17 protein-coding genes are annotated in these 15,056 nt (G+C 37.0%); 8 read left to right on the forward strand and 9 right to left on the reverse strand.

From position 1 onward, the window contains the following. Positions 1 to 66: 66 nt before the first annotated feature. Genes rluF through B3C16_RS16000 form a run of 6 tightly spaced genes read left to right on the forward strand, consistent with a single transcriptional unit; the run spans position 67 to position 5,175 of the window. The gene (rluF, locus tag B3C16_RS15975) at positions 67 to 885 is read left to right on the forward strand and encodes a 23S rRNA pseudouridine(2604) synthase RluF (RefSeq protein WP_291133290.1); all 819 of its coding nucleotides are present in this window, start codon (positions 67 to 69) and stop codon (positions 883 to 885) included. 6 nt (positions 886 to 891) lie between these two features. Then, entirely contained in the window at positions 892 to 1,263 is a 372-nt protein-coding gene (gene crcB / locus B3C16_RS15980) for a fluoride efflux transporter CrcB (protein ID WP_291133292.1), read from the forward strand. Positions 1,264 to 1,299: 36 nt separating this feature from the next. Further along, positions 1,300 to 2,304 carry a DHH family phosphoesterase gene (locus tag B3C16_RS15985; RefSeq protein WP_291133294.1) on the forward strand — a complete coding sequence of 335 codons (1,005 nt, stop codon included), beginning with the start codon at positions 1,300 to 1,302 and terminating at the stop codon, positions 2,302 to 2,304. A 3-nt stretch (positions 2,305 to 2,307) separates the two neighbouring features. Continuing rightward, on the forward strand, positions 2,308 to 2,874 hold the full coding sequence (gene gldI / locus B3C16_RS15990) for a gliding motility-associated peptidyl-prolyl isomerase GldI (RefSeq protein ID WP_121313091.1): 567 nt from the start codon (positions 2,308 to 2,310) through the stop codon (positions 2,872 to 2,874). A 10-nt stretch (positions 2,875 to 2,884) separates the two neighbouring features. After that, the gene (locus B3C16_RS15995; RefSeq protein ID WP_121313090.1) at positions 2,885 to 3,931 is read left to right on the forward strand and encodes a peptidylprolyl isomerase; all 1,047 of its coding nucleotides are present in this window, start codon (positions 2,885 to 2,887) and stop codon (positions 3,929 to 3,931) included. Between the two features lie 23 nt (positions 3,932 to 3,954). Next, positions 3,955 to 5,175 (forward strand): peptidylprolyl isomerase, encoded by a 1,221-nt coding sequence (locus B3C16_RS16000; RefSeq protein ID WP_291133297.1) that lies wholly within the window; start codon positions 3,955 to 3,957, stop codon positions 5,173 to 5,175. 49 nt (positions 5,176 to 5,224) lie between these two features. On the opposite strand, the gene B3C16_RS16005 is transcribed toward B3C16_RS16000, so the two are convergent. From B3C16_RS16005 to B3C16_RS16030, 6 genes are all read right to left on the reverse strand, one after another. Then, a complete protein-coding gene (locus B3C16_RS16005) occupies positions 5,225 to 6,673 on the reverse strand; it encodes an APC family permease (protein ID WP_291133299.1) in 1,449 nt (482 codons plus the stop codon). Positions 6,674 to 6,802: 129 nt separating this feature from the next. Beyond that, on the reverse strand, positions 6,803 to 7,576 hold the full coding sequence (gene mazG, locus B3C16_RS16010) for a nucleoside triphosphate pyrophosphohydrolase (RefSeq protein WP_291133301.1): 774 nt from the start codon (positions 7,574 to 7,576) through the stop codon (positions 6,803 to 6,805). A gap of 119 nt (positions 7,577 to 7,695) precedes the next feature. Then, complete coding sequence (locus B3C16_RS16015; protein WP_291133303.1) at positions 7,696 to 8,208, reverse strand: DUF5606 domain-containing protein; 513 nt, start codon at positions 8,206 to 8,208, stop codon at positions 7,696 to 7,698. Between the two features lie 123 nt (positions 8,209 to 8,331). Next, on the reverse strand, positions 8,332 to 8,919 hold the full coding sequence (gene def, locus B3C16_RS16020) for a peptide deformylase (RefSeq protein WP_121313085.1): 588 nt from the start codon (positions 8,917 to 8,919) through the stop codon (positions 8,332 to 8,334). A 31-nt stretch (positions 8,920 to 8,950) separates the two neighbouring features. Beyond that, the gene (gene ruvX / locus B3C16_RS16025; RefSeq protein WP_121313084.1) at positions 8,951 to 9,367 is read right to left on the reverse strand and encodes a Holliday junction resolvase RuvX; all 417 of its coding nucleotides are present in this window, start codon (positions 9,365 to 9,367) and stop codon (positions 8,951 to 8,953) included. Between the two features lie 7 nt (positions 9,368 to 9,374). Then, a complete protein-coding gene (locus tag B3C16_RS16030; protein WP_291133306.1) occupies positions 9,375 to 10,286 on the reverse strand; it encodes a copper resistance protein NlpE N-terminal domain-containing protein in 912 nt (303 codons plus the stop codon). A gap of 200 nt (positions 10,287 to 10,486) precedes the next feature. On the opposite strand from B3C16_RS16030, the gene B3C16_RS16035 reads away from it, so the two are divergent. Together B3C16_RS16035 and B3C16_RS16040 are read left to right on the forward strand one after the other, a co-directional pair. Then, complete coding sequence (locus tag B3C16_RS16035; RefSeq protein WP_291133308.1) at positions 10,487 to 11,326, forward strand: 2,3,4,5-tetrahydropyridine-2,6-dicarboxylate N-succinyltransferase; 840 nt, start codon at positions 10,487 to 10,489, stop codon at positions 11,324 to 11,326. A 16-nt stretch (positions 11,327 to 11,342) separates the two neighbouring features. Next, on the forward strand, positions 11,343 to 12,392 hold the full coding sequence (locus B3C16_RS16040) for a glycosyltransferase family 9 protein (protein ID WP_291133310.1): 1,050 nt from the start codon (positions 11,343 to 11,345) through the stop codon (positions 12,390 to 12,392). Here B3C16_RS16040 and B3C16_RS16045 read toward each other — a convergent pair. The 3 genes from B3C16_RS16045 to B3C16_RS16055 are packed head-to-tail and all read right to left on the reverse strand — an operon-like array spanning position 12,382 to position 14,993. After that, positions 12,382 to 13,326, reverse strand: a complete 945-nt coding sequence (locus B3C16_RS16045; RefSeq protein WP_291133312.1) for an NAD-dependent epimerase/dehydratase family protein — start codon at positions 13,324 to 13,326, stop codon at positions 12,382 to 12,384. The genes B3C16_RS16040 and B3C16_RS16045 overlap by 11 nt on opposite strands. 3 nt (positions 13,327 to 13,329) lie before the next feature. Continuing rightward, on the reverse strand, positions 13,330 to 14,148 hold the full coding sequence (locus tag B3C16_RS16050) for a glycosyltransferase family 2 protein (protein WP_121313079.1): 819 nt from the start codon (positions 14,146 to 14,148) through the stop codon (positions 13,330 to 13,332). A 26-nt stretch (positions 14,149 to 14,174) separates the two neighbouring features. Beyond that, positions 14,175 to 14,993, reverse strand: coding sequence for a glycosyltransferase family 2 protein (locus tag B3C16_RS16055; protein ID WP_291133314.1), 819 nt, complete (start codon positions 14,991 to 14,993; stop codon positions 14,175 to 14,177). Positions 14,994 to 15,056: the final 63 nt, after the last annotated feature.

The raw sequence follows: 15,056 nt of genomic DNA on the forward strand, positions 1-15,056 counted from the left end.
AAACAGTATTCTTAATTATGTTATATTTGCCACTCGAGACCGTTAGGTCGAATCGTACGAAGTAATATGGAAGTCAATCAAACCCGTATCAACAAATTTCTGTCCGAAAGTGGCTTTTGCTCACGTCGCGAAGCCGATAAACTATTGGAACAAGGTCGAATTACCATCAACGGAATTGTACCCGAGTTGGGCACCAAAGTTTCCTCAGCTGATGAAATCCGTGTCGATGGCAAACTCATTCGCGAAAAAACAGAAAAACCGGTCTATTTGGCTTTTAACAAACCTGTTGGTATCGAGTGTACTACGAATCAAAATGTACGCGACAATATTGTGGATTACATCAATTATCCGAAACGTATTTTCCCTATCGGTCGTTTGGATAAAGCCAGTGAAGGTTTGATTTTTATGACCAACGACGGCGATATTGTCAACAAAATTTTGCGGGCACGAAACAACCACGAGAAGGAATATGTAGTAACGGTTGACCGACCAATTACAGACAGATTTATCGAAAGAATGAGTAACGGCATTCCGATTTTGGACACTGTTACCCGAAAATGTAAAGTCGAGCAAATTAGCAAATACGTATTTAGAATCATCTTAACCCAAGGTTTGAACCGCCAAATTCGCAGAATGTGTGAGTATTTGGATTACGAAGTTACAGCACTGAAAAGAACACGAATCATCAATATATCCTTAGATGTTCATGTGGGTCGATACCGAGATTTAACCGATGACGAAATCAAGCAATTGAATAAATTAATTGAACCTTCGAGCAAAACGGAAGAAGCGAGTTTGCCAAAATCCTCCCAAGCCGGAAGTCGGAAATCGGAAGAGGAAAGAACAAAAACACCAATCCGAATTAGAAAAAATCCAAATTCATAAATTAATATGCTTAAAACCATTTTATACATAGCTTTAGGTGGCGCTATTGGAAGTGTTTTACGATTTTTAACCACGGTTTTGTTATCCAAATTTTGGTCGAATCACTTTCCGTTAGCGACCTTTTTAGCGAATGTTATAGGTTGCTTCTTAATTGGATTGTTCATCGGTATTTTAGCAAAAAACCAGCTGACCGACAGCAATCTCAAATGGTTCTTAGTCACCGGATTTTGTGGTGGTTATACGACTTTTTCTACTTTTGGCATGGAAAATTATAATTTGTTCCAAAATAACAATTCTCTGCTGGCTTTTGCCTATATCGGTTTGAGCATTTTGCTCGGTCTTTTTGCCGTTTGGTTCGGACTTTTTGTATCCAAATAATTTACATTTCCTGAAAAAAATGTAACTTCGCCGTCTATGAAAAAAGAAGACATTTTTGCCATCCAACAATTATTGGCTACGCCGAAAAAAATTGCGATAATTCCACATCGAAGTCCTGATGGCGATGCCATGGGTTCGACCTTGGCTTTGTATCATTTTTTGTTGAAGTTGAATCATCAACCAGTGGTGATTGCACCCAATGATTTTCCGAATTTCTTGGCTTGGTTACCAGGTTCAGAAACGGTGTTGATTTATGAAAATGACAAGTTGAATTGTGCCAAAATTATTCAAGAAGCTGAAATAGTTTTCACCTTAGATTTCAACGCCTTACACAGAACAGGCGAAATGGAACAAGTGCTGAATAAAGTGAGCGTTCCAATGGTTATGATTGACCACCATCAAAAGCCGGATAGCTACGCGACTTACACCTATTCGGAAACAATTTTTGGTTCGACTTGTGAAATGATTTATAACTTTATTACTTTTTTAGGTCATAAAGATTTAATCGACAAGACGATTGCAAGTTGTATTTACACCGGAATTACGACTGATTCGGGTTCGTTTCGCTTTCCGTCAACCACCGGAACAACGCACAGAATTGTTGCAGATTTGATTGATTTAGGGATTGACAATAGTGAAATTCACAACCAACTTTTTGACAATAATTCGTACAATCGTTTGCAATTATTGGGAAGAGCATTGCAAAACATGAAAGTGTTCCCGAAGTTTAAAACGTCTTACATAACGCTTTCGCAAAAGGAGCTGGACGAATTTCATTATGAAAAAGGCGATACGGAAGGCGTAGTGAATTATGGTTTGACCATTAGAGGCATACATTTTGCGGCTATTTTTATTGAACACCGAGATGAGAATATTATCAAAATATCGTTCCGTTCGCAAGGTGATTTTGATGTGAATCAGTTTGCCAGAGACAATTTCAATGGTGGTGGACACATTAATGCAGCCGGCGGAAAATCATACGAGAGTATGAAAGAAACCATCAAAAAATTTGAAAATTTAATTTCGAAAATAACTATTTAGTATATGAAAAAGATAACCCAAATTGCCGTTTTACTAATAGTTTTTGCAGCAGTGATCAGTTGTAAACAACAACAAGCTCGTATGCCGATTTCACGTTCATCAGGTACTTTTATGAAAGAATCCATCGAGCGCAATAAGAAAATGATTGCCGGAGAAGAAGCCAAAATTGATTCAATCATCAAAAGCAATCCGAAGATAAAATACTTCGCTTCCAAAAAAGGCTATTGGTACCATTATGAAACCAAAAATGAAACCGATACACTTCATCCCAAAAAAGGAGATGTAGCCAATTTTGACTACGAAATCAAAGATTTAAAAGGCAATGTCGTTTATTCTGAAGTAGAATTAAGACCACAAACTTATGTCGTTGACAAACAAAATATCATGATGGGATTACGCCACGGCATCAAGTTAATGCGTAAAAATGAAAAAGTTACTTTCCTTTTCCCATCACATATGGCTTATGGCTATCATGGCGACAACAAACGAATTGGTTCCAACGAACCTTTGATTTGCACCGTAACTTTGCACGATTTTAAACCAGAAACTAAATTAAAAACCGAAAATTAATTACATCCAAATGAACAAATCAATTTGTCTTTTTGTATTGGCTTTCTCTTTAATGGTAAGCGCTTGTAAAAACGAATACAAAAATTTGAAAGACGGTTTATATGCCGAAATTATCACCCAAAAGGGAACCATTATTTTAGCACTAGACTATAAAAAAGCACCTATTACTGTCGCCAACTTTGTGACTTTAGCAGAAGGAAATAATCCATACGTAATGGAAGATTTAAAAGGGAAACCATTTTACAACGGAACTGTTTTTCACCGTGTTGAAAAAGGATTTGTAATTCAAGGCGGCGATCCTTACGGAAATGGCTCAGGCGATCCGGGTTATATCTTTAAAAATGAAATCAGTGATTTAAAACATGACAAAGCAGGTATTTTGGCCATGGCTAATTCCGGTCCTGACACCAATGGCTGTCAATTCTACATCACCCAAAAACCAAAGCCTGATCTCGACGGTAATTACAGCATATTCGGTCACATCGTTGAAGGCATGGATGTTGTAAACTCAATTGCTATAAACGACGAAATGATTGAGGTGAACATTATCCGAAAAGGAGAAGATGTAAAGAAGTTTGACGCAGTAAAAGTATTCTCTGATTTTTTCAAAAAACAAGAATCTACAAAAGACCAAAAAGCAACCTACTTTAAAGAGTTAAAAAAGTCAGCTACAAAATCGCCTTCAGGCTTGGAATATAAAATCGTACAAACTTCTTCGTCAGAAAGCCCAAAACCAGGAACGACTGTAACAATCAATTACTCCGGTTTCTTAGAAGATGGAACGCTTTTTGACACCAGCGATACAGATGTTGCTAAACAATTCGGAAAGTATGATGAGCAAAGAGCTTTAGAAAATGGGTATTCAAAAATACAGTTTATCATAGGTGGTCAAAATCAATTAATTCCGGGATTTGTTGAAGGAATAGAAAAATTAAAAGTGGGTGAAAAAGCAGTACTTTTCATTCCGCCTAGTTTAGGATATGGAGAACAAGGAGCCGGAAAAGTAATTCCTCCCAATGCCAATATCATTTTTGAAATAGAACTTTTAGAAAAATAAATACCAACAAAATAAATTTAAACATGAAAATAAAATTCAGTATTCTTTGCTTACTTGTTATTGGATTGACAAGTGGTTTTGCACAAACCAAAAAAAAACCGGTAGCTACTAAAGCAACACCGGTAGTTCAGGCAAAAAAGCCTGCAACAAACAATGCTACAGACGGCATTTTTGCTGAAATCGAAACAGATAAAGGAAAAATTCTTTTGCAATTAGAATTTCAAAAAACACCTATTACTGTAGCCAATTTCATTTCATTGGTAGAAGGAACCAATACTTTTATCGCAGATGAAAAGTATAAGGGTAAACCTTTTTACGACGGATTGAAATTCCATAGAGTAATAAACGATTTTATGATCCAAGGTGGAGATCCTGCAGGAAACGGATCAGGCGGACCTGGTTATGCTTTTAAAGACGAAATCGTTGCTGACTTAAAACACAACCGTCCTGGTGTATTGTCTATGGCCAATTCCGGACCAAAAACCAATGGCTCCCAATTCTTTATCACGCACAAAGAAACTCCTTGGTTAGACGGTAAGCACACCGTATTCGGTTATGTTATCCAAGGTCAGGATGTAGTAAACGCCATCAAGCAAGATGACATGATTAAGAAAGTAACCATTACACGAAAAGGTGCTGAGGCCAAAAAATTTGATGCAACAAAAATTTTCGCTGATTATATGGCTAACAAAGCCGGTGATGAAGCAAAAGAAAAAGCTCTTGCAGCAGAAAATAAAAGAAAACAACAAGAAGCAGAAGAACAAAGAAAAGCTGAATACAAAGCCAAATACGGATCTGTTTTAGCCGCAAAAGCCAAATATTTAAATGATGTAAAAGCGACTGCGACTGAAACAACTTCAGGGTTAAAGTATAAAATCATCCCAAATGCAACCGGAAAAAAACCAGCTGAGGGAACCAATGTATTTATTCACTATGCCGGTTATTTAGAAGATGGATCTTTATTTGACAGTAGCTATGAAAATGTTAACAAAGAATTTGGCAAATTCGACGAAAACAGAGCCAAACAAAATGGTTACCAACCTTTTCCTTTTCAATATGGTAAAAAAGAGGGTTTAATCCCCGGTTTTATAGAAGCCTTAAACATGATGAATTTCGGCGATAAAATTATAGCCTTTATTCCATCAAAATTAGGTTATGGAGAAAGAGGTGCAGGAAATGTTATTCCGCCTAACTCTAACATTATTTTTGAAATTGAAATGTTAGAAGCTGCTCCAGCCAAATAATTTTCAATTGTTATTATAAAAAAGAGTCCCGAAATTCGGGACTCTTTTTTTATACTTTTTTATTCATAAACAAATAATAGACCGGTATTCCTAAAGCCACTATGACCAAACCTAATCCGGTATTTACGGTATCATAAATCAATAAAGCAACACAAATCGCTGCTGTTATAATAATATACAGAGCCGGAATGATTGGATAACCAAAAGCTTTGTATGGCCTTTCGGCGTTAGGTTCTTTCTTTCTCAAAATGAAAATACCATAAATGGTTAAGATGTAAAACAGCAACGAGGCAAAAGTCGCATACGTCAATAAGTCGCCATATCTTCCGGATATACAAAGAATACAAGCCCAAAGACATTGGAACCAAAGCGCTCTTTCCGGCACATCGTGTTTATTCAATTCGCCTGCTTTTTTAAAGAACAAATTGTCTTTCGCCATAGCATAAAACAATCTGCCACCTGATAAAACCAAACCGCTGTTACAGCCAAAAGTCGAAACCATAATCAAAGCGGCCATGACAAAAACACCAATATTCCCCATAATCATATTGGCAGCCGCCGCACCTACTCTATCTTGCGCAGCAAACATGATTCCGTTTTCAACCACTGAGCCGTCAGGATTTCCGGTTAAAGGCAATAAAGCCAAATAGGCAATATTGGCCAAAATATAAATGATGGTTACAATCAAAGTTCCTAGAAACAAACTCCTTGGTATGTTTTTCTTTGGGTCTTTAATTTCACCGGCAATAAACGTTACATTATTCCAAGCATCACTTGAAAATAAAGAGTTGATAATCGTTGCACCAATAGCTCCAACAATGGCAATTCCGGTCAATTTGGTAACAGTAACAGTCTTTGTGGTTTCATCAAAAACCGTTTTGCTGGCTTCCCAAGTGTTATTAAAATTGTTGGAAAAAGTATCGGTACTAAAACCTATGTACAACCCAAAACCTATTAAGGCGAAGAGTGCAATTAATTTGGCAGAAGTAAAAACCAACTGAATTACCTTTCCGTTTTTAACGCCTTTAGTGTTGATATAAGTTAATAAAACAACACTTAACATTGCTAGAACTTGACTGTTTTTAAACACAAAAGAATCACCTATTCGGAAGATTTCGTCCTGTAAAATCGGAAAGAAAACCGCAGTATAATTGGCAAAAGTCACAGCCACTGCAGCAATAACTCCGGTTTGAATTACTGTAAAAACTGTCCAGCCATAAAGAAAAGAAGCCAGTCTTCCGTAAGCTCTTTGGATATAAACAAATTGACCGCCAGCGGTTGGCATCATTCCTGCTAATTCGCCATAGCTTAAAGCGGCTGACATCGTTAACAAACCGGTGATTAACCACGTAACCAATATCCAAGCGGCCGAACCTAAATCGCGCGCCATGTAAACGGTTACTACAAAAATACCGGAACCTATCATGGAACCGGCAACTATACTGGTGGCGTCAATTAGCCCAAGGGAACGTTTTAATTCGTGTTTTTGTTCAGACATAAAGTTGGTTTTGTTTGGTTGGTTAATTTATTTTTTCGCTGCGCTCCAAACTGTCGGCTGCGTCTCGAGTCAAATATAGTGAAATAGATGAAAGGGAAAAGGGATAAGGGATAAGTCAAAAAAAACGTTTTACAACTTCTTCGCCTCTTCCCAAAAAATATCCATTTCTGCCAAAGTCATATCCATTAGAGGTTTTCCTAATTCACCTGCTTTGCTTTCGAGGTACATGAATCGCTTCATGAATTTTTTATTCGTACGTTCCAAAGCGTCTTCGGGATTGACTTTTAGGAATCTGGCGTAATTGATCATTGAAAATAAAACGTCACCAAATTCGGCTTCCATTTTGTCTTGATTGCCGGCTTTTACTTCAACCTGAAGTTCATTTAACTCTTCTTGAACTTTATCCCAAACCTGATGTGGCTCTTCCCAATCGAAACCAACGCCTTTGACTTTATCTTGAATTCGGCTTGCTTTTACTAAGGCCGGTAAACTTTTCGGAACACCTTCAAGTACGGATTTTTTGCCTTCTTTGAGTTTGAGTTTTTCCCAGTTTTGTTTCACTTCTTCTTCATCGGCCACAATCACATCGCCATAAATATGCGGATGTCTATCGATTAATTTGTCACAAATGCTGTTCGCTACATCGGCTATATCGAAATCGTTGGTTTCGCTTCCGATTTTAGCATAAAAAACAATGTGCAACAACAAGTCGCCCAACTCTTTTTTGATTTCTTGCAAATCATTATCCAAAATGGCATCGCCCAATTCATAGGTTTCTTCAATGGTTAGATGACGCAAACTTTCGAGCGTTTGCTTTTTGTCCCACGGGCACTTTTCCCGCAAATCATCCATAATATCCAATAATCGACCGAAAGCTTCCAGTTGTTGTTGACGAGTGCTCATTTTGCTTTTATTTCAGGTTGTTGTTTAAGGATTTTTTGCCTATTGCCTATACTGTAAAAATAAAAAATCCTATCATTGAAATTCAACAATAGGATTTGTATTTATAAAGAAGTAATTAACTATTCTTCTTTCTTAGTTGCTTTTTTGGGTGCTTTTTTAACTTTAGCTTCGCTCAATTCGGCTTTGCCTCGAGTTACTTCTTCCACTACTTCTTCTTTAATAGCTTCAGCGTTCTCAACTTTTGGTTCTTCTTTAGAAACCAAACCTTTTCCTTGAAGAATATTATACCAGTTCAATACTTTTTTAATATCCGAAGCGTAAACTCTTTCTTCATCATAATCAGGAAGAATTTCTTTGAAATAGGCAATTAGTTTATTGTTGTCTTCTTTGTGAGAAATTGCCGGACCTTCATTTTCTTTGATGGCAATCGCTCTCATGATATCAGCTAAAGGTTTTTCTTCGCTATAAGTATACATCGAAATTTCAGAAAGCAAACTTACATTACTTCTCATTCCAACAGTGATTTTCTTTCCGTCTAATAACGATTCTGCTAAAAACCCGGAACGAGTTTGCAATTTCAATTCGAATAAACCCGGTTTTCCGGCAATAGCTAATATTTTCTCTACGTTCATTGTATAATTTTAATTAGGGCACAAATATAAATAATAAAAATCCCAAAGTTCAAAAAGCAAAATCCATTTTAAGTTAAATTTAATAATGCCGTTTGGTTTTTCTTTTTTTGGAATTTGAAGAAACTATCTTCCTTTTTTGTTGGCAAATTTCATTCGGTAATCAGGAAAAGCTTTGCCATCCATGATATTTTGCAATTTCTTCTTAATCAATGTTTTTTTCAAAGTCGAAATTTTATCCGTAAACAATACACCTTCAATGTGGTCGTATTCGTGTTGGATCACACGAGCGATCAATCCGTCAAAGACTTCTGTTTTTTTGTTGAAATTTTCATCACAATATTCAATCGTGATTCTTTCGTTGCGGTAAACATCTTCGCGAACATCAGGAATACTCAAACAACCTTCGTTAAAACCCCATTCTTCGCCTTCTTCTTTCAACATTTTAGCATTGATAAAAGTTTGTTTGAAGTTTTTTAACTGCACTTGTTCTTCTTTAGATAAATCATCGCTGTCGCTAAATGGTTCGGTATCAATTACAAATAATCGAATGGCCATACCAACCTGTGGCGCAGCCAAACCAACACCATATGCATTGTACATGGTATCATACATATTGGCGATAATTTCTTTAAGATTTGGATAATCGGGCGTGATTTCTTCGCCGACTTTTCTTAAAACTGGTTCGCCATATCCGTAAATAGGAATAATCATTTCTGAATTTTTTTTTGCAAAAATAAGGAATTTAAATCATTTTTCTTGTCAAATAATCCTGAAGCAAAATCGTTGCGGCGATTTCATCCACCAAACCTTTATTTTGTCTTTGTTTCTTTGACAAGCCACTGTCAATCATGGTTTGGAATGCCATTTTGGAAGTAAATCGCTCGTCTACTCTTTCTATTTTCATTTCTGGGAAAGCCGAAGTAAAATTAGTTACAAACTTTTCAATCATTGGAGTACTTTCCGAAGGCTGCCCGTTCATTTGTTTGGGTTCGCCAATCAAGACTTTAGCCACATTTTCTTTGGAAAAATAATCTTTTAGAAACACAATTGCCGTTTCAGAAGGAATCGTAGTCAAACCCGACGCAATAATTTGCAACTCGTCGGTCACCGCTATTCCTGTGCGTTTCATTCCATAATCGATGGCTAGAATTCTTGGCATTCTTTTGTTATTTTGTGGGCTCAAAGGTAGCCAAAATTGTCGCTTTCCCTTTGTACAACTTTAGAATATTGTCTTTAATGGTGTATCGGTCTGTTTCTTCGAGCACTTTTGAAAAACGATTTTCTAAATCCATATTCGGACAAGCCATTCTGGTCATAGCAACATTAGAAAAAGACAAACCAAAAGCTGACGGCATCACATAACTTCCCATCATTGTATTACAACCGGCATAAGCTGAAAATCTTCCGTCTTTAGAATTCAACTTAAGAAAGTAGTCCTTCTTCCCTTTTTGGTCCACCACTTTTCCGTTTAAGGTGATTAGTTTCCATTTGGTTTCTGCTAAAGTAGCTTTGCCTATAGCAGGATTTACTTTCTTGATCACGGTTTGTGATTCTATTCTATTATTCAAATCTACGGTTGATTTATTTTCTTGGGTTGTTTCAATAGCTGTGTTATTGTCTGGCTGTTTGGCTAAAATGTAGGCAGGTGCCAAATCGCCACTGATTTTTTTACCCGACAGATCCAATTGAGTCAAAGTATTTTCACCTACAAAATATTGATTGGGACCATTTTCAACATTCTCTAAAATAAGTGTATTGCCGGCTTGGTTCCAAGAGAAATTCCCTTTTTGTTCAAATATCTTATCTCCTTTTCCTTGGTATTTGGTTTTGATATTATAAGTATTGTTTTCATTGATACAAATAATCGTTTCCAAACCTTCACAGTCAGCACAAGGCAAAATTCCTTTATAGGTTCCGATGTAATCCAATGAATTTTTGGCATTATGTGCTTCTACATTATCCAAAGAATCTACTTTGGCTATAGAATCTTTTGTAGCAATGTTGCTATCTGTTGTCTGTTTTTTACAGCTTATAAAAAAGCTTAACAATAAGGTAAAAAGTAAAAGTCTTGCTTTCATAAGCTTACAGATTCATCATGTTAAATTGGTCGAGACAAACTTACTTATTCTACCAACTACTAGTAGGAATTTAACATTTTTTTGATACAGTAGCCAAAGAAATAAATGCTTTGTTACTTTCTAAAATTGAAACTATCTTTGCTCATTCGAGTCTCGTTCTGAAGACGAGACAAACTGTACAAAGTAAAATAAATAAAAACATGACAACACTACAAAATATCATTGAAAAAGCTTGGGACAACCGCGCTTTATTACAAGAAGAAACGACTACTACAGCCATCAGAGAAGTTATTGCATTACTTGACGCCGGAACTTTGCGTGTTGCGGAACCAACAGCCGATACTTCGTCTTCGCTCAGTACAAGTTCTTGGCAAGTAAACGAATGGGTAAAAAAAGCTGTAGTGATGTATTTTCCAATCCAAAAAATGGAAACTTGGGAAGCCGGAATTTTTGAATACCACGACAAAATGTTATTAAAAACTGATTATGCCGAAAAAGGAATCCGCGTAGTACCACCGGCAACGGCCCGTTATGGTGCTTATATTTCAAAAGGTGTAATCTTGATGCCAAGTTATGTAAATATTGGGGCTTATGTTGATGAAGGAACGATGGTAGATACTTGGGCAACTGTTGGTAGTTGTGCCCAAATCGGGAAAGACGTTCACCTTTCCGGCGGTGTTGGAATCGGTGGCGTTTTAGAACCATTGCAAGCCGCTCCGGTTATCATTGAAGATGGTGCTTTTATAGGTTCAAGATGTATTGTTGTGGAAGGCGTTCACGTTGGGAAAGAAGCGGTGCTTGGTGCCAATGTTTGTCTAACCGCATCCACCAAAATCATCGACGTAACCGGAAGCGAACCAATAGAATACAAAGGATTTGTTCCGGCACGATCGGTAGTGATTCCGGGAAGTTATACCAAATCTTTCGCTGCAGGCGATTACCAAGTACCTTGTGCTTTAATCATTGGAACCCGTAAACCTTCAACCGATTTGAAAACGTCTCTGAACAATGCTTTGAGAGAATACGATGTTGCAGTTTAATCTTTAATACAGACAGATGAAAGTACTGGTAATTCAAATCAAAATGATTGGCGATGTTTTGGCCAGTACTGTCATTTGTGAAACCATCAAAAGAAATCGTCCCGAAGCCGAAGTACATTATCTGATTCAGAAAAATACTTTTGCCGTAGTCGATAACAATCCATTTATTGACAAGGTAATTTTCTTTGAACCCGAAGAACACAAAGGTTTCAAAAATCTATACCAATTCGGAAAGGAATTAAAAAAAGACCATTACGATATTGTCATCGATGCTTATTGCAAATGGGATAGCATTTTGCCAGCGTATTTTTCGGGTGCTAAAATGATTGTCGGGCATTACAAATGGTACACTACTTTTTTCTACACTAAAACCGTAGTTCCTGATGCCGATTGCAATGCGACGGCCAATGCTTATCGTTTACTGCTTTCGAAAACCGCTTTGGACAAAGAAGTCGAAATGATTTATCCGCAGATTCACTTGCGACCTGAGGAAATTGAAAAAGCCAAAGCTTCTATCCAAGAAAACTGCGACACTTCCAAACCGATTTTTATGATTGGTATTTTAGGTAGCGGAAAGAATAAAAGTTTGCCTCCAAAATACATGGCGGAAACCTTGGACATCATTGCGAATACCAAAGACGTTCAAATGCTGTTCAATTATATGCCGAATCAGTTCGAAGAAGTAAAAACGATTTATGATTTATGTTTGCCTACAACGCAAGCTAAAATCAACTTAGATTTTTATGCTAAAAGCTTAAGAGATTTTATCGCACTTCAATCACAATGCGATGCCTTAATAGGAAACGAAGGCGGCGCAACCAATATGGCGAAAGCTTTAAATATTCCAACCTTTACGATTTACGCACCTTGGATTAACCGAACTTCATGGAATATCAAAGAAGAAACCGGTTTCTACGACATCGTTCACTTGAGTGATTATGAGCCGGAATTGTATCAAAAGCACGCCAAAAACTACAAAGCATTAGCCTTTGAATGGTATGAAAAATTAAAACCGGAATTGTTTGCAGAAAAGTTGAAACAGTTTGTCCTTCGAATTACGAAGTAAACTTATCCAAATACCATTGTACTTGTTGTTCTAAACCTTTTTTGAAGGTGACTTTAGGTTCGTAACCCAATAGTTTTCGGGCTTTATCAATCACCGCAGAAGTTCTTTCCTGATCGCCTTTACGCGCTGGCTTGTGGTCGATAATTAAGGTTTTATTCATGATTTCTTCAACCAAATTGATACCTTCTTGTGTCGTGTGTACTTCGTCTGTTCCTAAATTGATGATTTCGCCGTTGACAATAGCTTCTTTGCCAATGATAGCGGATAAACCATCAACAATATCGCCCACAAAAGTAAAACTTCTTTCATGCTTCACGCTGCCTTCAAAAAGTGGAAAAGGCTTGTCGGTATATAGGTTTTCAATCAGTTTGGTATACAATTTTTCCGGACGCTCTCTTGGTCCGTAAACAGAATACAATCGAATGGAACAAGCATTTAATTTTCCCAAACGCTGCAATCCCAACACCAATTGTTCCGCTGCCAACTTCGTACTTCCATAAAAGGAAATCGGTTTTGCCGGGACGTTTTCATCCACATTCGCCACCAATCCGTACACGGAAGACGTTGCAATATTGATAAAGGATTTTAGATTCGGATTGTATTGTAAAACGGCTTCGAGTAAATTTTGAGTGGCAAAAATATTATTGGTCACATAATCACTCAAAGGCGTTTCAGCAGAAATTCCGGGTTGTGCTGCTAAATGATAGATATAATCATAAGGTATTGAAAAAACCGGCTGCAGATTGTCATTCAAATCAATTTCGAAAACTTGAATTCCTTTAGCTTTCAAATCGGATGCGTTTAAACGTTTTAGTGCCGGACTGTAATAATCATTAAAATTATCCAAACCAACCACTTCATGACCTAAATCATGTAGTTTTTCACAAAGATGTGACGCAATAAAACCTGCTGCTCCGGTGACTAATATCCTCATGAACTATGCTTTATCCTTTTTAATGCCAAAAGGTGTCCAAACTATTTTTTGGTCTTTTACTTCTTTTCGAATTGCCAAGTTGGCTGCCAAAGATTCGGGCGTTTTGTAACCTCTTGGATGATCTAAATGTAAAACTATGGCTTTATGGCGAATTTGTTTTCCTTTGATGCCATTATTTTCCAAACGCTCACCAAATTCTCTATCCGGACCACCGTATTTCATTCGCTCATCATAACCGTTAATCGCAATCATGTCTTCTCTGAATCCCGAGGAATTGCAGTTGTTAAATGAAGCATTGGTTGGCGAAAAGAAATCTAAAATATTGGCTGATAAATCAGTGGCACCGATTTTTAATTTATTAGAAAGGTTCAACTTATCAATGCTTTTAAGCCATTTCAAGTTAAAACATCTTCCGGAAAGTATATCGTCTTTAGAAATTTCCGAACTCAATTTCATTGATAATTTACAATATCCACCGGAAAGAAACGTTCCTTTTTTGGCATATTTTGCGTGAATTTCAACAAAATCTTTTCTCGGAATACAATCGCCATCGGTCATCAAAATGTACTCATGCGAAGCTTCCATTATCGCTACGTTCAAGATTTCCTGACGGCGATATCCTAAATCCTCGTGCCACAAATGACGCACCGGAACCGGATAATTTTTAGCATAACTATCAATCAATTCCTTGGTTGAAGGTCTTGATCCATCGTCGGCAATAATCAATTCAAAATCTTTGTAAGTCTGAACGCTGTAGCCAATCAATACTTTTTCTAACCATTCTTCGGCATTGTAAGTACTAACGATAACTGATATTTTCATAGTTGGAAATTATATTGCAAAGGTAATTATATTTTCAATTTATCAATCCCATTCTCGATTCGGATTACGTGGTGTTTTTTGTTATAACGTCGGATTTCCATATTGTGCCTGATTTTTTCTTCATTGGCATAACCTCTAGCGTGGTCTAAATGCAGACAAATAGCACTGTAGCGAATCTGTTTTGACAACATTCCGTTGTTGAACATGCGTTCGCCCAATTCCCTATCCATGCCGCCATAATCCATTTCTTCGTTGAAACCGTTGACATCTAATATGTCTTGCTTAAAACCCGAAGAATTGTGTCCGTTCCAAGAGCGTTTTGTTGGTGTCAACCAATTCATAAACGCGGCAATAAATCTATTGTGTGTAAGTTTGGAAACTTTAAAATTGGCTTTCAAACCTTGTTGGAGCAGCCAAGAAATTTTAAAACATTTTTGGCTTACAATATCTTCATCCGAAATCGCTTTAGAAATGCTCATCGGCAACTTAAAATATCCGCCGGAAAGAAAATAACCTTCCTGTTTTTGCTTGACATGAACCGCTACATAATCCTGGCGTGGAATACAATCGCCATCAGTAAAAAGCAAATAATTGGAGTTGGATTTGAGTATCGCTTTATTTAAAATCCTAGACTTTCTAAAGCCTTTATCTTCGTGCCAAACGTGTACAATTGGGTATTGAAATTGACCTTGAAAAGACGCAATAATGTCAGCCGTTTTAGAAGTCGAACCATCATCAGCAATTACTACTTCGAAGTCTTTTTCGGTTTGAACGGTAAAGCCCAAAAGTACTTTGCGCAACCATTCTTCCGAGTTGTAAGTCGTAATAATAACTGATAATTTCATCTAAATATAAAAATGGAAATTACACTTTTTTGGGCAACCACCATTTATTTTTTGGGATATTTT

It is taken from the genome of Flavobacterium sp. UBA7682 (assembly GCF_002482945.1).
Taxonomy (GTDB): Bacteria; Bacteroidota; Bacteroidia; order Flavobacteriales; family Flavobacteriaceae; genus Flavobacterium.